The organism is Pseudomonas fragariae (ex Marin et al. 2024), assembly GCF_059621105.1.
The window spans coordinates 5,151,502-5,170,713 of sequence record NZ_CM184369.1 but is presented as its reverse complement, the minus strand read 5'-3'; the positions used below and the strand labels follow the sequence as shown (position 1 = coordinate 5,170,713).

The 19,212-nt window shown below is 57.2% G+C and carries 13 protein-coding genes; 2 read left to right on the top strand and 11 right to left on the bottom strand.

Annotated features, from left to right (window positions below):
- Nucleotides 1-25 precede the first annotated feature (25 nt).
- Nucleotides 26-2,518: a M60 family metallopeptidase gene (locus AC54XV_RS22365; RefSeq protein ID WP_103754311.1), complete on the bottom strand. Its 2,493-nt coding sequence runs from the start codon at nucleotides 2,516-2,518 to the stop codon at nucleotides 26-28.
- 432 nt (nucleotides 2,519-2,950) lie between these two features.
- Here AC54XV_RS22365 and AC54XV_RS22360 point away from each other — a divergent pair, with 432 nt between their 5' ends.
- A complete protein-coding gene (locus AC54XV_RS22360; RefSeq protein WP_003368674.1) occupies nucleotides 2,951-4,114 on the top strand; it encodes a type III PLP-dependent enzyme in 1,164 nt (387 codons plus the stop codon).
- 61 nt (nucleotides 4,115-4,175) lie between these two features.
- On the opposite strand, the gene AC54XV_RS22355 is transcribed toward AC54XV_RS22360, so the two are convergent.
- The 3 genes from AC54XV_RS22355 to AC54XV_RS22345 form a co-directional block, all read right to left on the bottom strand.
- A complete protein-coding gene (locus AC54XV_RS22355) occupies nucleotides 4,176-4,985 on the bottom strand; it encodes a hypothetical protein (RefSeq protein WP_496717226.1) in 810 nt (269 codons plus the stop codon).
- 113 nt (nucleotides 4,986-5,098) lie between these two features.
- Nucleotides 5,099-6,091, bottom strand: a complete 993-nt coding sequence (locus AC54XV_RS22350) for an alpha-xenorhabdolysin family binary toxin subunit B (RefSeq protein ID WP_024642527.1) — start codon at nucleotides 6,089-6,091, stop codon at nucleotides 5,099-5,101.
- Nucleotides 6,092-6,098: 7 nt separating this feature from the next.
- Complete coding sequence (locus tag AC54XV_RS22345) at nucleotides 6,099-7,343, bottom strand: alpha-xenorhabdolysin family binary toxin subunit A (RefSeq protein ID WP_003400026.1); 1,245 nt, start codon at nucleotides 7,341-7,343, stop codon at nucleotides 6,099-6,101.
- A 341-nt stretch (nucleotides 7,344-7,684) separates the two neighbouring features.
- On the opposite strand from AC54XV_RS22345, the gene AC54XV_RS22340 reads away from it, so the two are divergent.
- On the top strand, nucleotides 7,685-10,207 hold the full coding sequence (locus AC54XV_RS22340; RefSeq protein WP_496717225.1) for a PepSY domain-containing protein: 2,523 nt from the start codon (nucleotides 7,685-7,687) through the stop codon (nucleotides 10,205-10,207).
- 128 nt (nucleotides 10,208-10,335) lie between these two features.
- Here the strand turns inward: AC54XV_RS22340 and AC54XV_RS22335 are convergent, their stop codons facing one another.
- From AC54XV_RS22335 to AC54XV_RS22305, 7 genes are all read right to left on the bottom strand, one after another.
- A complete protein-coding gene (locus tag AC54XV_RS22335; protein WP_003400031.1) occupies nucleotides 10,336-11,310 on the bottom strand; it encodes a peptide ABC transporter ATP-binding protein in 975 nt (324 codons plus the stop codon).
- The gene (locus tag AC54XV_RS22330; protein WP_010436785.1) at nucleotides 11,310-12,278 is read right to left on the bottom strand and encodes an ABC transporter ATP-binding protein; all 969 of its coding nucleotides are present in this window, start codon (nucleotides 12,276-12,278) and stop codon (nucleotides 11,310-11,312) included. The genes AC54XV_RS22335 and AC54XV_RS22330 overlap by 1 nt, the downstream gene beginning before the upstream one ends.
- A gap of 10 nt (nucleotides 12,279-12,288) precedes the next feature.
- A complete protein-coding gene (locus AC54XV_RS22325) occupies nucleotides 12,289-13,200 on the bottom strand; it encodes an ABC transporter permease subunit (RefSeq protein ID WP_002555194.1) in 912 nt (303 codons plus the stop codon).
- A 10-nt stretch (nucleotides 13,201-13,210) separates the two neighbouring features.
- Nucleotides 13,211-14,221, bottom strand: a complete 1,011-nt coding sequence (locus AC54XV_RS22320; RefSeq protein ID WP_003400038.1) for an ABC transporter permease subunit — start codon at nucleotides 14,219-14,221, stop codon at nucleotides 13,211-13,213.
- Nucleotides 14,222-14,295: 74 nt separating this feature from the next.
- The gene (locus tag AC54XV_RS22315; protein WP_024642524.1) at nucleotides 14,296-15,891 is read right to left on the bottom strand and encodes an ABC transporter substrate-binding protein; all 1,596 of its coding nucleotides are present in this window, start codon (nucleotides 15,889-15,891) and stop codon (nucleotides 14,296-14,298) included.
- A gap of 66 nt (nucleotides 15,892-15,957) precedes the next feature.
- The gene (locus AC54XV_RS22310; protein WP_024640036.1) at nucleotides 15,958-17,373 is read right to left on the bottom strand and encodes an OprD family porin; all 1,416 of its coding nucleotides are present in this window, start codon (nucleotides 17,371-17,373) and stop codon (nucleotides 15,958-15,960) included.
- 156 nt (nucleotides 17,374-17,529) lie between these two features.
- Nucleotides 17,530-19,122: an ABC transporter substrate-binding protein gene (locus AC54XV_RS22305; protein WP_024642522.1), complete on the bottom strand. Its 1,593-nt coding sequence runs from the start codon at nucleotides 19,120-19,122 to the stop codon at nucleotides 17,530-17,532.
- Between the last annotated feature and the right edge of the window lie 90 nt (nucleotides 19,123-19,212).

Sequence of the window (19,212 nt, the reverse complement as noted above, 5' to 3'; positions counted from 1 at the left end):
TTGTGACTGGCGGCAATAGAGGCAGCTACAGCCCGCCCAACTCGCAATGAGTGACGTTCGGGTCTTGAGGCCCGGTTTCACTACGTCCGTGTGGGGTACTGCTTTCGTACAGGGTGTAGGCCATACCGTCGTATTCGCACATGACCTGGCACAGGTCATCACTGTCAGATTTTCCGGAACTCGTCCACACGCCATTGTTCACGCTGGAATAATAGGCGTAACCCTGAGTAATCTCGGACACGTAAGCACCGTTTACATACAGCTTATAGTCAAGTTTCTTAAACGCCTCCCCCGCAAAATGAACCGACAGGCTGTTCGTTGTGCGCACCACACGGGCGATACTGGGCGCCAGCAGCAAGCGCTGCGCAGTACCCAGGAAGGCTCGGTAATCCGCCCGATTGGCCAAACTGATTATCGGATCGCCATTGACTGTCTGGTACAGTGCGTTAACGGTTTCCTGGTCGGCCAGAGGCGTTAACCGGGTCATCGTGTAGTCCGTGAAAAGCGCTCTTATCGGCAGTGCTATTCTGCCTTCCGCCAACGTGCCTGAAAAAAGCACATAGGGTGTGTTTGAGTGATCCATACTGACGGTGATGGAATATATGTCATGGGGGTCTACACCTGCATACTTGACCCAGATGTTATCGAGTAAAACCGACTGGCTGGGGTTGCCCTTATCAAGCGTCGCGTAGACGAACGAAGTGCCTTGGAGCACATAGGTGTAGTTCTTGAAGCCTGCGGTGGCAAACGTGACACTGACAGTGCCTGCGCTAATCTGGACGCTGCCAATCATTTTCTGTAAATAAATGCGCTGTGCCCGACGCAGCAAGCGAGTATGGATTTCGTTCGTTTGAAGGCTGTTGACTTCAGAGAAATACGCATCCAAAGCGAACTGCGTAAGCCCCGGCCTGAGTTCGGCACAACGGTCATCGGTAAACAGATTTTTTATCGTGACCAAGAGCAAAGGGTAGGATTGAGTGCTGGCGGCCTCGTACTCCACTGAGCTGAGGTCGTTAGTGACGACGTTTACAACCCATTTCTCACCCGGCAAAATCTGAATGGGGGTGTCGATGTAGCAACGGTCGCCGTCAAAGACGACTCTGCAATTTATACAGACTGCATGATTGACCGTTGCCATAACCAGTCCGTTTCTGGTCATGTTGTAGCGGAATTTCCCGAACCATTTCTCATTGATAGAGAAGCGGGTGGTCTGGTTGAAATCCGCCCGTAGGTCCGACAGGATATGGGCCAGCTCAGGAAAGTACGTCCCAACAGGCGGTAATAGCGGATACGTCTTTTTATCATCAGTGTCCCAGATAGGCTCTTCAAGCGCTCGCAAGTCTGAGGTTTGCCGCAGCGTCTCTGGTGTTGGATACATTCCCCAGCGGTCAAAAAATTCTGACAGGTCTCGTCCGCTAATCAGTGAGGTTTCCACGATAAAACGTTGCGTTTTGTCGCTGTTCAGTGCCGGCGGGTTTTTCATGAGTCGGTAGCGTTGATGCAACTGAGGGTAGAACGAGTTACCAAACGTAAGGCGCAGTTGCCAGATCATTAACATTTTATGTCCGACATTCTGAATCTTGTCGTAGTCCCTTACCTTAAGGGCCCGATATGCTTTCATGACGGGGTAGCCGTCATCCGCCCCGGTCGCACGCCCTAACAGGAATTCCTGGGTCGCCATGCTGTACAGGTTGGTCGTTACTTCAGTCATTCCCGACCCCCTTCCCCATGTCATGGGGTCCATCTGCCGCTGATGGCCGCTTTCATGCCACGGTCCCCAACCAGTGGCAGGATTAGTTGAAAGCAGGCTGGCAAGCGGAGTCGCGCCGTTGAATCCCATATGACCATCCGAAGCAAACATATAAAGCCGGTCGGCCTCTATATACAGATGCTTGTTAGGATCAATGGACCATTCATTATCTCCGTATTCGATCACCCCGGAGATGCCGTCCTGAGCGCGAATAACGTCATCGTAGTAGGCCATCAGCTTTTCGGGGTCAGTGATGTAGAGCCGGGCGCTTTCGTAGCGGACGACGATAATGGCTCGCTCGCTGGTAAGCATTACGACCGGTGCACTGGTCAGTTGATCCAGCTCAGACTGCCACTGCGCATGGGTCGTCTCGTTCAAGATGAACGAAGGTACATGGCTGTAGGAGCCCTTTATCATCATAAGGACAGACTTGCCCGCTTCTTGATAGATAAAGCTCAACAGGCCGGACTCAGGCACATCGATGGCGTTAAAACCGAAATTCAGATCAATAACGATGGGTGTATTAAGTTCGGGAACGCCGATAACGGCCGAAATCTTTTCTGTCGATTCTTCATAGTAGCTGAGTTCCAGGCGCTCGCCTTTCGTGACATAGACGCTGGTCGGCTGATAGTCACTGTGCCCTCTGGGGCGCATCTGCCGAATCTTGTTCAGGTAGGCAGAAGTCCTCCCTGTGACGGTAAAACTTGTTTGACGTGGCGTGAGGCTGGAAGGCCCCGAGCCTGCGGTTTTATCGTGTCTATCGTCCATGATCGTTTCCAGATGAGGTGGCTTGGGGGTTATTGGGCGCGCGGACAGCCAATCCGTCCACTGTCAGAACTGACAGGCGGGGCAGCCCTTTGCCTCATCGTCGTTCCAGGCCCAAGGGAACATCTGCCTGTCATGCAGGTCGGTTAAACAGGTCCTTGGGAAGGCAACTCGAGAGCCCTGTGCAAAAACGCGACATTTTTTGTTGATATCCGGCCCCTCAGGTCCTAAAGTTCGCGCCGAACGTCCATGCTGGAAACGATCCATCCGGCTCAAGTACTGACGACGAGACAGCAAGGCCAGGAAGGCAGCCCTTCAGGGCCTTTTTGCTTTCGGCGACATGCCTTGGGAAGTAGGCGAACCAAAGTGGGGATACGGAGGGCGTTCATTTGTACCCATTGACCAATACCGTTTGCCAATAGGAGTTCCAGCAGCATGCCGATCAATGTCGAAGACTACTACTCAGCCGAAACCTTCAAGAAAATGAAGGCGTTCGCTGACAAGCAAGAAACCCCGTTCGTGGTCATTGATACTGACATCATCAGCAAGGCATATGACGACCTGCGTGCGGGCTTCGAATTCGCCAAGGTTTACTACGCGGTCAAGGCCAACCCTGCCGTTGAAGTCATCAATCTGCTCAAGGAAAAGGGTTCGAGCTTCGACATCGCCTCGATCTACGAGCTGGACAAGGTCCTGAGCTGCGGCGTTGGTCCGGAGCGCATGAGCTACGGCAACACCATCAAGAAATCCAAGGACATTCGTTACTTCTACGAGAAGGGCGTGCGTCTGTTCGCCACCGACTCCGAAGCCGACCTGCGCAACATTGCCAAGGCTGCACCGGGCGCGAAAGTCTATGTGCGCATCCTGACCGAAGGGTCGACCACCGCCGACTGGCCTCTGTCGCGCAAATTCGGCTGCCAGACCGACATGGCCATGGACCTGCTGATTCTTGCCCGCGATCTGGGTCTGGTGCCTTACGGCATCTCGTTCCACGTCGGCTCGCAGCAGCGCGACATCAGCGTCTGGGATGCTGCCATCGCCAAGGTCAAAGTGATCTTCGAGCGTCTGAAAGAAGAAGACGGCATCGTTCTCAAGCTGATCAACATGGGTGGCGGCTTCCCGGCCAACTACATCACCCGCACCAACAGCCTGGAAACCTACGCTGAAGAGATCATCCGCTTCCTGAAGGAAGACTTCGGTGATGACCTGCCGGAAATCATTCTCGAGCCAGGCCGTTCGTTGATCTCCAACGCCGGTATTCTGGTCAGCGAAGTGGTACTGGTTGCCCGCAAGTCGCGTACCGCGGTCGAGCGTTGGGTATACACCGATGTGGGCAAGTTCTCCGGCCTGATCGAAACCATGGACGAAGCCATCAAGTTTCCGATCTGGACCGAAAAGAAAGGCGAAATGGAAGAAGTGGTCATCGCCGGTCCTACCTGCGACAGCGCCGACATCATGTACGAAAACTACAAGTACGGTCTGCCCCTCAACCTGGCCATCGGTGACCGCATGTATTGGTTGTCCACCGGTGCCTACACCACCAGTTACAGCGCAGTGGAATTCAATGGCTTCCCGCCGCTGAAGTCGTTCTACCTGTAAGCGCTGTCCTGATATAAAAACCCGCGAGTGATCGCGGGTTTTTTTTGCGTTTCATCCGGGGTCAGGCAGTCAGCTCCTGCCCAGTGTCGAACCCTTTGGAAAGACGCTGGATTTCCCGCACGTTGACCAGTAGCAGCCCTGATGCCAGGCGGTCACGCGAAGGTGTGTCGGCTTTACGTACGCCGATAATGCTGCCCACACAGGCCCAGAGCAGTTCCCACATTCGCGACAGGTAGGCACCCAGATTACTGGCGGCCGTGTAAGCGCGGGTGTACCACCCTGACGCTCGGTACGCATAACCTTGTGCACGAAACAGTCGTTCTTGCGCGTCGATCGCATCCGGTGCACCGAATGACAGCGGCAGGGCGTTTGCCAGATTTTCCCGGAGAGGGTTGCCCGGCTTCAGTCCGAACTTGCGGCTATAGCGAGAGATAGCGTCGTTCAGGAAGTCAATAAGTCGCGGCAGAATGGTGCAGATACCCAGGGTCAGTTTCTGTACGGTCTGTTCCTCGTTATCGAACTCGTTCTCGAACGCTATCAGCCGATCGCCTGCGGAGCCCCTCAGTTGCACGGCCAGCTTCTGGTGCTGCGTTGCATTTCCGGAAAACTGCGTGAGTTCTGCCGTCAGGGCGTCAAGTCGTCTGTGCATCGCCATCAACTTGGGCATAAGCGTTGACCAGACAGATAAGTCCTTGTAGGCCCTGTCAAGCACATTGCGTAGTTCGGGAATGGGGTCGGCGCTGCGTCCGGCCAGCGGCACCTGATCAAGATGGACCTTGAAAGAGCGGGTCAATTCCGGAAGCCTCTGCAAGACCTGCAGGTAAGTGGTGAGGTCCTTGAAGTCGCTTTGATACAAGAGTTGTTCTGTCATGCTGGCCCCTCGAGAGTTGATGACTTTTTGGCTGCTGTCGAACGGCAGGTGTATAAACGCGGGTTGCAACGGGCGTACAGGCCATTTCCCTTGCAACCCGAGCTACGCTGCTATCAGCGAATGCGGCTCAAGTAGCCGATCAACTGTCGGCCCGACTCGATCAGGCGCATGCTGCGTTGGCTGTCATCGGATGTACCCGTGGTGTTGACGTCCAGAAAGCTGTCCAGCGCGTTTTTGATTTTCTGGTATTGCTCGACATAAGCGGCCCGTTGCTCGTCAAAAGCGTTGAAGCATTCAAGCAGTTCAATGCGCTGTGCGAACCCCATTTTGTCCTTGTCCAGGCTTGCCAATTGCTGGGACAGGGCATTGATGCGCTCGCGAAAACCATCACGGCGTTTGATCATCGCGATGAGGTTGATTCCCGCTGCACCCTTTTCCAGGGTCGCCTTCATTTGCTCGAGCGCCAGCATGATCACGGCGAGTTGCGGGGGCTGCATTCCCAGGCCGAGCACCTTCTCCGCAGTGATCAAGGTGTCCTTGGCAATACTCGCCAGCCCCTTGCTTTCCAGGGCGTCGATAGCGCTGCTCAGCACTTGACGCTCGTCTTTCAACTTCGCCAGGCGGGTGTGTGAAACATCGAGTTCGATGCCGACTTTTGCCATGTCACCTTCCAGACTCTGTACAAACTCAGCGGTCTGCTGTCGATCGATACCTTGCGTCAGTCCACTCACAGCATTGGCCAGTTGATCGGCCGTTGCAGTGACATTGTTCACAAGGCGCTGACACTGAGCGTCAATATCTTCCAGATCCTCGGCATCTATGGGAATAGCGGAGGGTTGAGCGTACTGCCTCAGCAGGGTGGTCTTCGACTCGATATCAATGATCAGCCGTTCAGCGTGTTCTCCGAGGCGCTGCTGTTCAGTGACGGCCAGGATGTTCAGGCGCGTGAGCTTTTCATAAAGGTTGGGCAGGTACTGGGTCTTGGCAAACAGCAGGTCTGCCTTTACCAGATTGTTACGCATGAGTTGCAGGCTGCGAGTCATGGCGGCGCGGTCAGGTGCTTGAGCCGAGAAGGCGGTGTCATTGAGCGTGAGCGTATTTTTCATTGTCGAGTTATCCATAAATCCGTTTATATTCTTCATCGGCTTCCTTGAACACATTAAGCAAGGCGTCCGAGTCATCTTCGATGGTCTTCCAGGGTTGAACGACTTGTCTGAAGTGATTCATAAATTGCCTTAAGGACAAGGCGTCGTTTATCTCGGACGCCGATCCCACAGACGCCTCAATGAACAGAAAAAGCTTGTTCCATACGGTAATCAGGTTTTTAGTGGCCACGTCGGCATCGACCACAATCGTCGCCAGGTTCTGCAAATTAAACTTTACCCTGCTCAATGAGCCCAGAATATTGTTCTTGTCTTGCAAGGTGTCTATGTCGGCGGCTTGTTGTGCGATTAATTCATTGCGCGCGTACCTGGCATTCTCAGCCTCGACGCCAAAGTAAATGCCCAGTGCCAGACCCGCAATGTTCAAGCTACTGACCGAATTCAACGATTGTTGTACCGTCGCCTTGTATTCCTTGTTCTTTTCATCGATGTCCTTTGCGCGCTGCTCGATATCCAGGGTCAGCTTCGCCACGTCGGCTGGCAGTGAGCTGTTGTCGATGGCAACCATCTTGCGTTGTATCTCGGGCCCGACATGCAGCGACAGGTCCAGGCCGAACTGATCCAGCTCCTTCTTGATGGTTTGGGCATCGGCCAGATTGGCGGTGATCAGGTCCAGTATATCGGTGAGGTGGTAGCCTATTTCCTTGGTGATCTCCTTATCGTTTTCATCCAGCGCGATGCCCGGGAAGTCCTTGCCCAGTTCAAGGGTCAAGCGTTTAACATCCTCCAGTGTCTTGATCTGATAATGGTCAACGATTTTCCCGGTCCGGATGTCGTCGTTGATCTCCTCCATGCTTTGGCCGTACACGAGCATCTTGCCTGCGAAGACTTTCAGTTTGCTGCCTATGCCCAGAAGGTCGGTGCGCAGAGGACTCCAGCGACGTGCATGCCGGTGGATAAGGTTGAAACTTTTCAGAAAGTCTTCAGGTTCAAGCCCGACACCGGCACCTTTTGAATAGCCGAGATAAACAATGACATCGTCCAGTTCAATGGGCAGAGCGAGGCCCGCCAATTCATATTTCTTGAGGTTGATAATCTGCTCTTTGGTCAGAATCAAACCGGGTGCACGGGTGACCTGCTTGTTAGTGGCAGACGACATCGTACCGAACAGTTCGGCCGTTTTTATCGCCTCATCCGCCTTGAGGTCACCGGATAAAGGTTCTGCCTTCACGACGTCATAAAACATTGGGTGCATGGATATGTCCTTATTTCCACTGGGAGAACAGAAATTGATCCCCTCCACGAGTTAATGTTCTCGTGCTGAAAAATATTAGAGTTTCAGGGGGGAGGGCGTCAAAGCAGAAACATGGTTTAAAGATGTAAGACACCTGACTATTTGCAGTCAGCCGTCGTGGGCAACTGCCTTTTTAAATGGAGGTGGTATAGGGGTAGATTTAATGTTCTTTATAAGGATGTTTTTACTCGTCAGCGGCGCGACTGGACAGGGAAACCCGCGTTGCCTCGATTTAAAGATGAGAATGTGTCGCGGTTGGAGCATAATGCGCGCCGCAGCCCGCAGAGGGGGGAGCGTCGGCGTTGAAGAAAGTCCTGTTTCAACTGCACTGGTTCTTCGGGATCACGGCAGGTCTGGTGTTGACCCTCATGGGGATGACCGGTGCGCTGTATTCGTTCGAGGACGAAATTCTCGATGCGCTGAATCCGAATGTGCTGTTGGTCGAGTCGCGCGGTGCCACGCTGCCGCCCGTCGAACTGGTGCGCAGGCTGGAAGCTGCGACCGGCCTGACGGTCGCTATTCTGCGTGTCGAAACCACCGGCAATCGTGTCGCTCAGGTCTTCTTCACGCCCAAAGCGGGCGAGCGTCGAGGCCCCAAGCGCAATTTCGATCCCTACACCGGCGAGCTGAAAGGCAATGCGGTGGGGGAAGGGTTTTTCGACTTTGTCCTGAAGCTGCACCGTTATCTGGCCGTGGGCGAGGCGGGCAAGCAGGTCACGGCGGCGTGTACGCTGATTCTGGTGTTCTTTTGCCTGTCCGGACTGTACCTGCGCTGGCCTCGCGCAGTGCGGAACTGGCGGGTCTGGCTGACGGTTGACTGGGCGAAGAAGGGGCGCAGTTTCAACTGGGACCTGCATTCGATCTTCGGCACCTGGTGCTTGTTGTTCTACCTGTTGTTCGCCATCACGGGGCTCACCTGGTCATATGACTGGGTGAGCAACGGCCTGAATAAACTGATCGGGGATCCGCCGCTCGAGGAGGGCATCGCTGCCCCAGCCAAGGCTGCCGGAAGATTGCCGCTGGTGGTCGATTACGTGGCGGTCTGGGACAGTATCCAGAAGAGCGCAGGGCCGGACTTGCGGGCTTATAACCTGCGCCTGCCTGCTGCAGGCGGTCAGCCTGCCACCGTGTTTTACCTGCTCAAGGATTCTCCGCACCCGCGTGCGCTGAACACCATCACCCTTGATCCGGCCAATGGTCAGGTCAGCTCGGTCGTACGCTATGCCGAACGCAGTTTCGGTGCGCAATTACTGGCCAGCAATTACGCGCTGCACGTCGGCAGTTACTTCGGGCTCGTCGGTCGAATCATCATGACCGGCGCATCGTTGCTGATGCCGCTGTTCTTTATTACTGGCTGGTTGCTGTACCTGGATCGACGTCGCAAGAAGCGCGGTATCGAGCGTGCATGCGGCGATGTTCAGGGTGGTGATCACGACGATGAAGCGTCCTGGCTCGTCTGTTTCGCCAGTCAAAGCGGTTTCGCCGAGCAATTGGCCTGGCAGACCGCCGGCCAGTTGCAGGCTTCGGGATTGTCGGTACGCGTGAAGCGGCTGGGCGATCTGAGCGAAGAAGAACTATGCCGAAGCCGTAATGCCCTGTTCGTTGTCAGTACCTTTGGTGACGGGGAGGCGCCGGACAGTGCCCGACGTTTCGAGCGCAAGCTGCTGGGTAGTCCACTTTCACTGAACCAGCTCGATTATGCCGTTCTGGCGCTGGGCGACCGGCAGTACCCGCATTTTTGCGGCTTTGCCCATCGTTTGCACGGCTGGTTGACCGCGCAGGGCGGGCGCAGCCTGTTCCCGCCCGTTGAAGTGGACAGCGCCGATCCTGCAGCCCTGCAACACTGGCAGCAGCAATTGGGGCAGGTGACCGGTTGCGCGCCTGCAGCGCACTGGCAGGCACCGGTTTTCGAGAACTGGACGCTGACTCGGCGCGCGCTATTGAACGCTGGCAGCAGTGGTTCGAAGGTCTATCTGCTGGACTTGACGCCACCAACCTCGGCGCACTGGCAGGCGGGGGATCTGGTCGAGGTGATGCCGCGTCAAACGCTGCGGGTCATCGAGCCGTTTCTCGCCGGGCTGGGTGTCGATCCGGATGCATTGGTCAGCGTGGATGGTTTGCAGGAGCCGCTCGCGCAGGCGCTGGCAAGCCGCCAGCTACCGCAGAACCGTGCGCATCTGGTGGGGCTGCATGCGCAGGCGTTGATCGATGCGCTGGTGCCGGTCTCCGTACGCGAATACTCGATTGCCTCGATTCCAGAGGACGGCTGTCTGCAGCTCATCGTGCGTCAGGAAGTGCATGCCGACGGCAGCCTGGGGCTGGGCTCGGGATGGCTTACCGAACACTGTGCCCTGGGCGGTGCCGTCAGCCTGCGTTTACGCCGCAACAGCAGCTTTCATCTGCCTGCCGAGCCGCTGCCATTGATCCTGCTGGGCAATGGCACGGGGCTGGCCGGTTTGCGTAGCCTGCTCAAGGCGCGTATCGCTCAAGGGCGAGTGCGCAACTGGTTGTTGTTCGGCGAACGTAACCGCGCGCATGACTTCCATTGCGGTGCTGAACTGCAGAGCTGGTTGCAGGCTGGCCATCTGACGCGTCTGGACCTGGCTTTTTCCCGGGATCAGGCAGAAAAGATCTACGTGCAGGATCGCTTGCGCGAGGCGGCCGATGAACTGCGTCTATGGCTCGACAACGGTGCAGCGATTTACATCTGTGGAAGCTTGCTGGGTATGGCGGCGGGCGTGGATCAGGTGCTGAACGAGGTGCTGGGCGAGCAGGCAGTCAGGGAACTGATCGAGGAAGGGCGTTATCGGCGGGACGTGTATTGACTAGCGAAGATCGGACGCAGAGCGTCCAGAACTGCGTGCCCACGCTGGAGCGTGGGCACGATAGTCTTGTAGCTTGTAGCTTGTAGCTTGTAGCTTGTAGCTTGTAGCTTGTAGCTTGTAGCTTCCAGCTACGCCGCTACGAATTGCTCGGCGTAATGGCACGCCACCTGGCGGTTATCCACCAGACGCAGCTCCGGCACTTCGGCGGCACAACGCTCGGTCGCATAGGGGCAGCGCTTGTGGAAGGCGCAGCCGCTTGGCGGGTTGAGCGGATTGGGCAGCTCGCCGACGATCTTGATCTTCGGCTTGAGCGGGTCCGGGTGGATGGTCGGGGTCGCCGACAGCAGCGCCTGCGTGTACGGGTGCAGCGGACGGTTGTAGATCTCTTCCTTGGGACCCATTTCCGCAGGCCGGCCCAGGTACATCACCAATACCGTATCGGCGACATGACGCACCACCGACAGGTTGTGGGAGATGAACACATAGGCGGTGTTGAATTCCTGCTGCAGGTCCATGAACAGGTTCAGTACCTGGGCCTGAATCGATACGTCCAGCGCTGAAGTCGGCTCGTCCGCTACCAGCACTTTGGGCTGCAGCATCATTGCCCTGGCCAGCGCGATACGCTGACGCTGACCGCCGGAGAACATGTGCGGGTAGCGCTGATAGTGCTCAGGGCGCAAACCGACCTGGGCCATCATCGCCTGCACTTTCTCGCGGCGTTCGGCGGCCGACAGATTGGTGTTGATCAGCAGCGGCTCGCCGAGCTGATCCCCGACTTTCTGCCTTGGGTTGAGCGAGGCATAAGGGCTCTGGAAGACCATCTGCACGTCCTTGCGCAACTGCTTGCGCTCGGCCTTGCTGGCCCCGGCAACTTCCTGACCGGCGATTTTGAGCGAGCCGGATGAAGGCTCTTCAATCAGTGTCAGCGCGCGCGCCAGTGTCGATTTGCCACAGCCGGACTCGCCGACCACAGCCAGAGTCTTGCCGGCTTCCAGTTCAAAGGACACCCCGTTAAGCGCACGCACCAGCGCCGAGCCCTTGAACAGGCCGCGGGAAACTTCGTAGTGACGGGTAAGGTCGCGGGCGGTCAGTACGACGCTCATTACGCCACCTCCTGATTCAAGGGATAGAAGCAGCGCGCCAGGCTGTGCGCCTTGGGATCAAGGGCAGGGCGTTCGGTACGGCAGTTGTCGCGTACGTACGGGCAGCGCGGAGACAGCAGGCAACCCTGTGGACGGTCATAGCGGCCCGGGACCATGCCCGGCAGCGTGGCGAGGCGCTCGGCGCCCATGCTGTGCTCGGGAATGGCGGCCAGCAAGGCTTCGCTGTACGGGTGGGCAGGGACATCGAACAGCCCAGGCACCTGACCGACTTCGACGGCCTGACCGGCGTACATCACGCAGACTCGCTGGGCGGTTTCGGCCACGACAGCCAGGTCGTGAGTGATCAGCACCAGTGCCATGTCCTGCTCTTTTTGCAGGCTCAGCAGCAGCTCCATGATCTGCGCCTGGATGGTCACGTCCAGCGCGGTAGTCGGTTCGTCGGCGATCAGCAGTTTCGGTTCGCCGGCAATCGCCATGGCAATCGCCACACGCTGGCTCATGCCACCGGACAGTTGGTGCGGGTAGGCATTCAGGCGCGCAGCGGCGCCAGGGATCTCGACCTTTTCCAGCAGTTCCAGTGCACGCTGGCGTGCGGCCTTGCCCGACATGTTCAGGTGCTGGCGCAGCACTTCCTCGATCTGGAAACCCACGGTATAGCTGGGGTTCAGAGCGGTCATCGGGTCCTGAAAGACCATCGCCAGGTCTTTGCCGATGATGCGTCGACGCTGCCGCGAGTTGAGCTTGAGCAGGTCGTTGCCGTCGAAATTGAGCGCGTCGGCGGTGATGATGCCGGGGGAGTCGATCAGCCCCATCAGCGCCATCATGGTCACCGATTTACCGGAACCCGATTCGCCGACGATGGCCAGTACTTCTCCCTTTTCGACGCTCAGGGACAGGCCGTCCACAACAGGTACGGCCTTGGCGTCGCCGAAGCGGACGTTGAGATTCTTGATTTCAAGAAGTGACATGCGAATCTCCTCAGGCGGCGTTCTTGAGTTTCGGGTCCAGCGCATCGCGCAGACCGTCGCCCATCAGGTTGATTGCCAGCACGCTGAGCAAAATGGTCAGACCGGGCAGGCTCACGACCCACCAGGCACGTTCGATGTAGTCGCGCGCCGAGGCGAGCATGGTGCCCCACTCAGGCGTCGGTGGCTGTACGCCCAGACCCAGGAAGCCCAGCGCTGCGGCATCGAGAATCGCCGACGAGAAGCTCAGGGTCGCCTGAACGATCAGCGGTGCCATGCAGTTGGGCAGCACGGTGATGAACATCAGGCGTGGCAGTGTGGCGCCAGCCAGACGGGCAGCCGTCACGTAGTCGCGGTTCAGCTCGCCCATCACCGCAGCGCGGGTCAGACGAACATAGGAAGGCAGCGACACGATGGCGATGGCGATTACGGTATTGATCAGGCCTGGGCCGAGGATCGCCACGATGGCCACAGCCAGCAGCAGCGAAGGCAGGGCGAGCATGATGTCCATCAGGCGCATCACCGAAGGGCCGAGCACGCGAGGGAAGAAGCCCGCCAGCAAGCCCAGCAGAATGCCGGGGATCAGCGACATGACCACCGATGCCAGACCGATCAGCAGCGACAGGCGCGAGCCCTGGATCAGACGTGACAGCAGATCGCGGCCCAGTTCGTCGGTACCGAGGATGAATTGCCATTGGCCGCCTTCGAGCCACACCGGAGGCGTCAGCAGGAAGTCGCGGTATTGCTCGCTCGGGTCATGGGGTGCAACCCAGGGCGCGAACAGGGCGCAGAACACGATCAGGATCATGAACAGCAGGCCGGCAACCGCGCCTTTGTTTTTCGAGAAGGCTTGCCAGAATTCTTTGTACGGGGATGGGTAAAGCAGGCTTTGATCGACTGCTACCGCAGGAGTAGGGGTGCTCATATCGATGATCTCAGCGCTGGTGACGAATGCGTGGGTTGGCAAAGCCGTAGAGGATATCCACCACGAAATTGACCAGGATCACCAGACAGGCGATCAGCAGAATGCCGTTTTGCACGACCGGGTAGTCCCGGGCGCCAATGGCTTCGATCAACCACTTGCCGATACCCGGCCAGGAGAAGATCGTTTCGGTCAGTACCGCACCGGCCAGCAAGGTACCGATTTGCAGACCGAACACGGTCAGTACCGGAATCAGCGCATTGCGCAGGCCATGAACGAATACCACACGGGCAGGCGACAGGCCTTTGGCTCTGGCGGTACGCACGTAGTCTTCACGCAGCACTTCGAGCATCGACGAGCGAGTCATCCGGGCGATCACCGCGAGCGGGATGGTGCCCAGTACGATGGCCGGCAGAATCATGTGGTGCAGGGCATCGAGGAACGAACCCTGTTCGTCACTGAGCAGCGTGTCGATCAGCATGAAGCCGGTGACCGGCGGAATGTCGTACAGCAGGTCGATGCGCCCGGAAACCGGGGTCCAGCCCAGCGTTACCGAGAAGAACATGATGAGGATCAGGCCCCACCAGAAGATCGGCATGGAATAACCGGCGAGGGAAATCCCCATGACCCCATGGTCGAACAGGGACCCTCGCTTGAGTGCGGCGATCACCCCGGCCAGCAGGCCGAGAATACCCGCGAAAATCAGCGCCGCCAGCGACAACTCCAGGGTTGCCGGGAACAGCGAAGTGAATTCGGACCAGACACTGGTGCGCGTACGCAGCGATTCACCGAGGTCGCCCTGGGCGAGCTTGCCGATGTAATCGATGTACTGGGCGTAGAGGGGTTTGTTCAGACCCAGACGCTCCATGGCCTGAGCGTGCATTTCCGGATCGACACGGCGCTCACCCATCATGACTTCGACCGGATCGCCCGGAATCAGACGAATCAGGGCGAAGGTCAATAAGGTGATGCCGAAGAAAGTGGGTATCAGCAACCCCACTCGGCGGGCGATAAAACTAAACATCTTGGTGTGTACCTCATCAGCCGGTTAGGCGTGCTCCGGCGAGTCTCGGGTTATGAGCTCGCCGGATTATTTTTCTACTTCACCTGGGTAGTGGCGAAGTTGTTATTGGTCAAAGGGCTTATTTTAAAGCCTTCGACATCTTTGCGCATTGCAACGAAAAGTTTCGGGTAAGCCAGGCTGATCCAGGGCTGTTCTTGATTGAACACTTGTTGAGCCTGCTTATAGAGGGCGGCACGTTCCGCCGGTTCGGTTATTTTTCGTGCTTGAGTGATTGCGTCCTCGAACGCGTTGTTGCACCAGCGGGCATAGTTCTCGCCATTTTTGGCCGCGTCACAGCTCAGGTTGGGCGTGAGGAAGTTATCCGGGTCGCCATTGTCGCCAGCCCATCCGGCAAAAACCATGTCGTGTTCGCCATTTTTGGCGCGCTTGAGCATTTCGCCCCATTCCATGATGCGAATGTCTATCTTGATCCCGACCTTGGCCATGTCCGACTGAAGCATCTGTGCGCCTACCATCGGGTTCGGGTTGGTCACCGCGCCGCCATTTCGAGCAAACAGGGTGAATACCTGACCCTCAGGTACGCCGGCTTCCTTGAGCAGCGCACGGGCCTTGTCAGGATCGTATGCGGGGCTCTTGCTAGCGGTGTCGTAACCCATCATGGTCGGTGGATACGGGCCTACACCCTCAGTGGCCTTGCCTTCGCCAAACAGTGCCCTGATGTACGATTTCTTGTCGAAGGCCAGATTGATCGCCTGCCGCACGCGCACATCGCTCAGGTATTTGTGCGAGGTGTTCATGGCCAGGTAGCTGGTCATCATGGACTCCATCTCGTCGATCTTGAGATTGGGGTCAGCCTTGATGTTGGCAATATCGTCAGGTTTTGGGTAAAGCGCAACCTGACATTCATTCGCCTTGAGCTTTTGCAGGCGTGTGTTGTTGTCCAGAGTGATGGCAAAGATCAGTGCTTCACTCGGCACTTTGCCTTTCCAGTAATTCGGGTTGGCTTTATAGCGGACTTGGGCATCCTTGGCATAGCGAGTCAGGATGAACGGGCCGGTGCCAATCGGTTTGCTGTTGAGTTCGGCGGTCTTGTTGCTCTTGAGCAACTGGTCGGCGTATTCGGCGGAATAGATCGAGGTGAACGGCATCGCCAGATCACGCAGGAATGGCGACTCGGGATGCGCAAGGGTGAACTTGACGGTGGAGTCGTCAACTTTTTCGACGTCCTTGAGCAAGTTCTGGAAGCCCATGCTTTCAAAATAGGGGTAGCCGACCAGCGAAAGTGCGTGCCACGGATGCTTGGGGTCCAACTGGCGCTTGAAGCTCCAGACCACGTCATCGGCATTCATTTCGCGGGTGGGCTTGAAGTAGTCGGTGGTCTGGAATTTGACGCCCTTTCGCAGTTTGAAAGTGTACGTCAGACCGTCGGGGCTGATGTCCCAGCTTTCAGCCAGGCCCGGTACGGTATCAGTGGTGCCTGGGGTGAACGCTACCAGACGTTCAAGAATGGTTTCGGCCGAGGCATCTGCCGTGACGGCGGTCGTGTACTGCACGATATCGAAACCTTCAGGGCTCGCTTCGGTGCAGACCACCAGCGGTTTGGCCGAAACGGTTGCGGCGGCGCTAAGCAGCGCAATGGCAATCGACGCGCGGAGCGATAGCAGTTTCAATAGAAGCCTCCTTGTTGATCGAAGAAGCCGTGACTGACCCTGTGTCAGCCACGGCTACGGGACCGCTTAAAGAATGTTGAACGGAACGGTGGTCACCAGACGGAATTCGTTGATGTTGCCATCAGCCTGATTCTCGCTGGCGCGGTGGGTGGTGTAAGTGGCGCGGATGGCAGTAGCCTTGAGCGGGCCGGACTGCACGGAGTACGACGTACCGATACCGTATTCGTAGTGAGTCTCGCCGTCCATTGCGTTTACGCCGCTCGGTGTCCGAACGCCATTGATGGTCTGGACGTCGCCGTAGACGTTGCCTTTGTATTTGGTGCCGTCGATGTCCCAGCCACGAGCCTGGTAGATGTTGAATTTCAGACCCGGCACGCCGTATTCGGCCATGTTCAGTACGTAGGCGATCTGCAGGGATTTCTCGTTCGGGCCGTTGAAGTCCGAGAGCAGGGAGTTGGCCAGGAAGATCGCGTTGGTGTCGTGCGCATAGTCGAAGTACTCATCGCCAGATACTTGCTGATAGGCAAGGCTGATGCTGTGAGCATTGTGTGTACCGGTGAAGGACAGGCTGTAGGTATCGTTGTCGATAGGGCCCTGTTTGCTTTGACCGGAGTCCTTGGTCTTGTAGTAGTTCAGGTTGGTGCTGAGCGCCAGCGCCTTGCTGTCACCCAGTTCGTGGGTGAAACCGAAGTAGTACTGGTGCCAGAAATCTTCCAGATTCGATGCGTAAAAGCTGGTTGTCAGGCTGTCGGTCGGCTTGTAGTCAGCGCCGAACATGTCCAGACGGTCGGCGGTCTGGCTGCGATCACCGTACTCGGAGCGGAACTTGTCCAGGCTCTGCTCCATACGTGGCGATACGCGGTCGAAACTACCGGCTTGAAAGGACAGGTTATTCAGCTCGTCGCTCTGTACGGCAACACCCTGGAAGCTGGAGGGCAGTGCGCGGTTGCCGATGAAGGCGATGACCGGGGTGTTCACCGATTGGCGACCCATGGTCAGTACGGTGTTGGAAACCCGCGCCTTGACGTTGCCCAGGCCCATCTTGCTCCACTGACCGACTGCATCGCCGTCGCTGTGTGCCAGGGTACGGTTGGAGTTGCCGGCAAAGTCGTCGGTGTCACGGTCCAGCGCAATGGCGTTGTACAGCGCCAGTTCGGTGGAGAAACCTACAACGCCCTGCGTATAACCGGAGGTGTAGTTGACGATCGTGCCCTGCTGCCAGTTGATACGACGCGAGGTCTGCTCGGCAATGCCGTTGTCGTTGTAGCGAAACACTTCGCCACGACGTTTGAGTTCATTGGCGTACCAGTTACGGGTCGTGCCGGTCAGGTGTTGATCTTCGATAAAACCGTTGGCGTCGGCCTGTGCATTCTTTGAACTCAGCTCGGTCGGTACGAACGTCTGGCTTGCCGGTTCAGCCTGAACCAGTGCGCCAAACGACGAGAGAGACAATGCCAATAACGCAGTGCTAGTTGTTTTCACGATGTGCAGCTCCCTTTATCACTTTTTTATATGCCAGTTCTTTGAGCCTGGCTTTTGGTGGTGCAGGACTTTGGGTCCTGCGTTGTTATAGGTATCGACGCGCAAGTACCCGCTCTCGCCGTGACACAAGACGGCGAGGGCGTACGGAGTTTTCGATCAATCGACGATGCTGACGCCTGAAAAGTTGTTGCGACCGAACGGGCTGACGTGGAAGTCCCTGACCTCGGCGCGCAATGGCTGATTGACGGTCGAGTGGGCAATCGGTGTGATCGGCACCTGCTCCTTCAGGTAGCGCTGCGCCCGTTGGTACAGTTCGGTACGCTTCACGCGGTCAGTGGTCGCAACCGCGTCCTTGATCAGGTCGTCGTATTTCTTGTCGCACCACATCGAATAGTTGTTGCCGCCAATCGCGTCGCAGCTGTAAAGCGTGCCCAGCCAGTTGTCCGGGTCACCGTTGTCGCCGGTCCAGCCGATCAGCGAGATATCGTGCTCGCCGTTTTTGGTGCGTTTGAGGTATTCACCCCATTCGTAACTGACGATCTTGACCTTGATACCGACCTTGGCCCAGTCGGCCTGAAGCATTTCAGCCATCAGTTTGGCGTTGGGGTTGTACGGACGCTGAACCGGCATGGCCCACAGGGTCAGTTCCGTGCCTTCCTTGACGCCAGCGGCACGCAACAGGGTCCTGGCTTTTTCCGGGTCGTAGGGGGCGTCCTTGATGCTGTCGTCATAGGACCACTGGGTCGGTGGCATGGCGTTGACTGCCAGTTGCCCCGCGCCCTGATAAACCGCGTTGATGATCGCCTTCTTGTTGACGGCCATGTCCAGCGCCTGACGGACTTGCAGCTTGCCCAGCGGTTCGTGGCGCACGTTGTAAGAGATGTAGCCGAGGTTGAAGCCTGGCTTCTCGATGATCTGCAGGCTTTTGTCTGCCTTGAGGCTGGCGAGGTCCGCCGGACGCGGGTTGACCGAGACCTGGCATTCGTTGGCCTTGAGCTTTTGCATGCGCGCGGAGGCGTCGGTCACGATGGCGAAGATCAACTGGTCGATTTTCACCCGGCTCGGGTCCCAGAATTCCTTGTTGCCCTTGTAGCGAATCTGCGAATCCTTCTGATAGCGCTGAAACACGAACGGCCCTGTACCGATAGGCTGCTGATTGATGTCGCGCACGTCGCCCTTGGCCATCAGCTGTTCGGCGTACTCGGCGGAGAGAATGCCGGCGAAGTTCATCGCGATGTTCTGGATGAATGCCGCATCGACCGTATTGAGGGTGAAGACGACGGTCAGCGGGTCGGTCTTCTCGACGGACTTGATCTTCTTGTTCAGGCCCATGCCGGTGAAGTAGGGGAACTCGGTCGGGTAAGCGACACGGAACGGATGATCGGGCTTGAGCATGCGATTGAAGGTGAACAGCACGTCGTCGGCGTTGAAGTCACGGCTGGGCTTGAAGTTCTTGTTGCTGTGGAACTTCACGCCCTCGCGCAGATGAAACGTGTAGACCAGGCCGTCTTCCGAGGTGTCCCAGGAAGTCGCCAGCGCTGGAACCACGGTGGTATCGCCTTGCTTGAATTCGGTGAGTCGATTGTAGATCGGCTCGGATGCATCGTTATCGGTGGAGGAAGTGTATTGCGCACCGTCGAAGCCAGCCGGGCTCGCTTCGGAGCAAAACACCAGATTGCTTGCCGCCTGGGCAAACGGGGCCAGTGCCAACAGTCCCAGGCACGACGTCATCGCAAGAGTTTTACGCATGATGATCCCTATCCTCGAAGGATGAGCCGAGGCTCTAATATCTAACTGGCCCAAAGGCCTCGCCCCACGCAATTTTGCACGACATGCCCG

What these genes read in the sequence shown, in the direction of transcription:
- AC54XV_RS22330 (WP_010436785.1), bottom strand. Translation starts at nt 12,278, where the DNA reads ATGTCACTTCTTGAAATCAAGAATCTCAACGTCCGCTTCGGCGACGCC.
- AC54XV_RS22365 (WP_103754311.1), bottom strand. Translation starts at nt 2,518, where the DNA reads ATGGACGATAGACACGATAAAACCGCAGGCTCGGGGCCTTCCAGCCTC.
- AC54XV_RS22350 (WP_024642527.1), bottom strand. Translation starts at nt 6,091, where the DNA reads ATGAAAAATACGCTCACGCTCAATGACACCGCCTTCTCGGCTCAAGCA.
- AC54XV_RS22320 (WP_003400038.1), bottom strand. Translation starts at nt 14,221, where the DNA reads ATGTTTAGTTTTATCGCCCGCCGAGTGGGGTTGCTGATACCCACTTTC.
- AC54XV_RS22355 (WP_496717226.1), bottom strand. Translation starts at nt 4,985, where the DNA reads ATGACAGAACAACTCTTGTATCAAAGCGACTTCAAGGACCTCACCACT.
- AC54XV_RS22360 (WP_003368674.1), top strand. Translation starts at nt 2,951, where the DNA reads ATGCCGATCAATGTCGAAGACTACTACTCAGCCGAAACCTTCAAGAAA.
- AC54XV_RS22335 (WP_003400031.1), bottom strand. Translation starts at nt 11,310, where the DNA reads ATGAGCGTCGTACTGACCGCCCGCGACCTTACCCGTCACTACGAAGTT.
- AC54XV_RS22305 (WP_024642522.1), bottom strand. Translation starts at nt 19,122, where the DNA reads ATGCGTAAAACTCTTGCGATGACGTCGTGCCTGGGACTGTTGGCACTG.
- AC54XV_RS22325 (WP_002555194.1), bottom strand. Translation starts at nt 13,200, where the DNA reads ATGAGCACCCCTACTCCTGCGGTAGCAGTCGATCAAAGCCTGCTTTAC.
- AC54XV_RS22345 (WP_003400026.1), bottom strand. Translation starts at nt 7,343, where the DNA reads ATGCACCCAATGTTTTATGACGTCGTGAAGGCAGAACCTTTATCCGGT.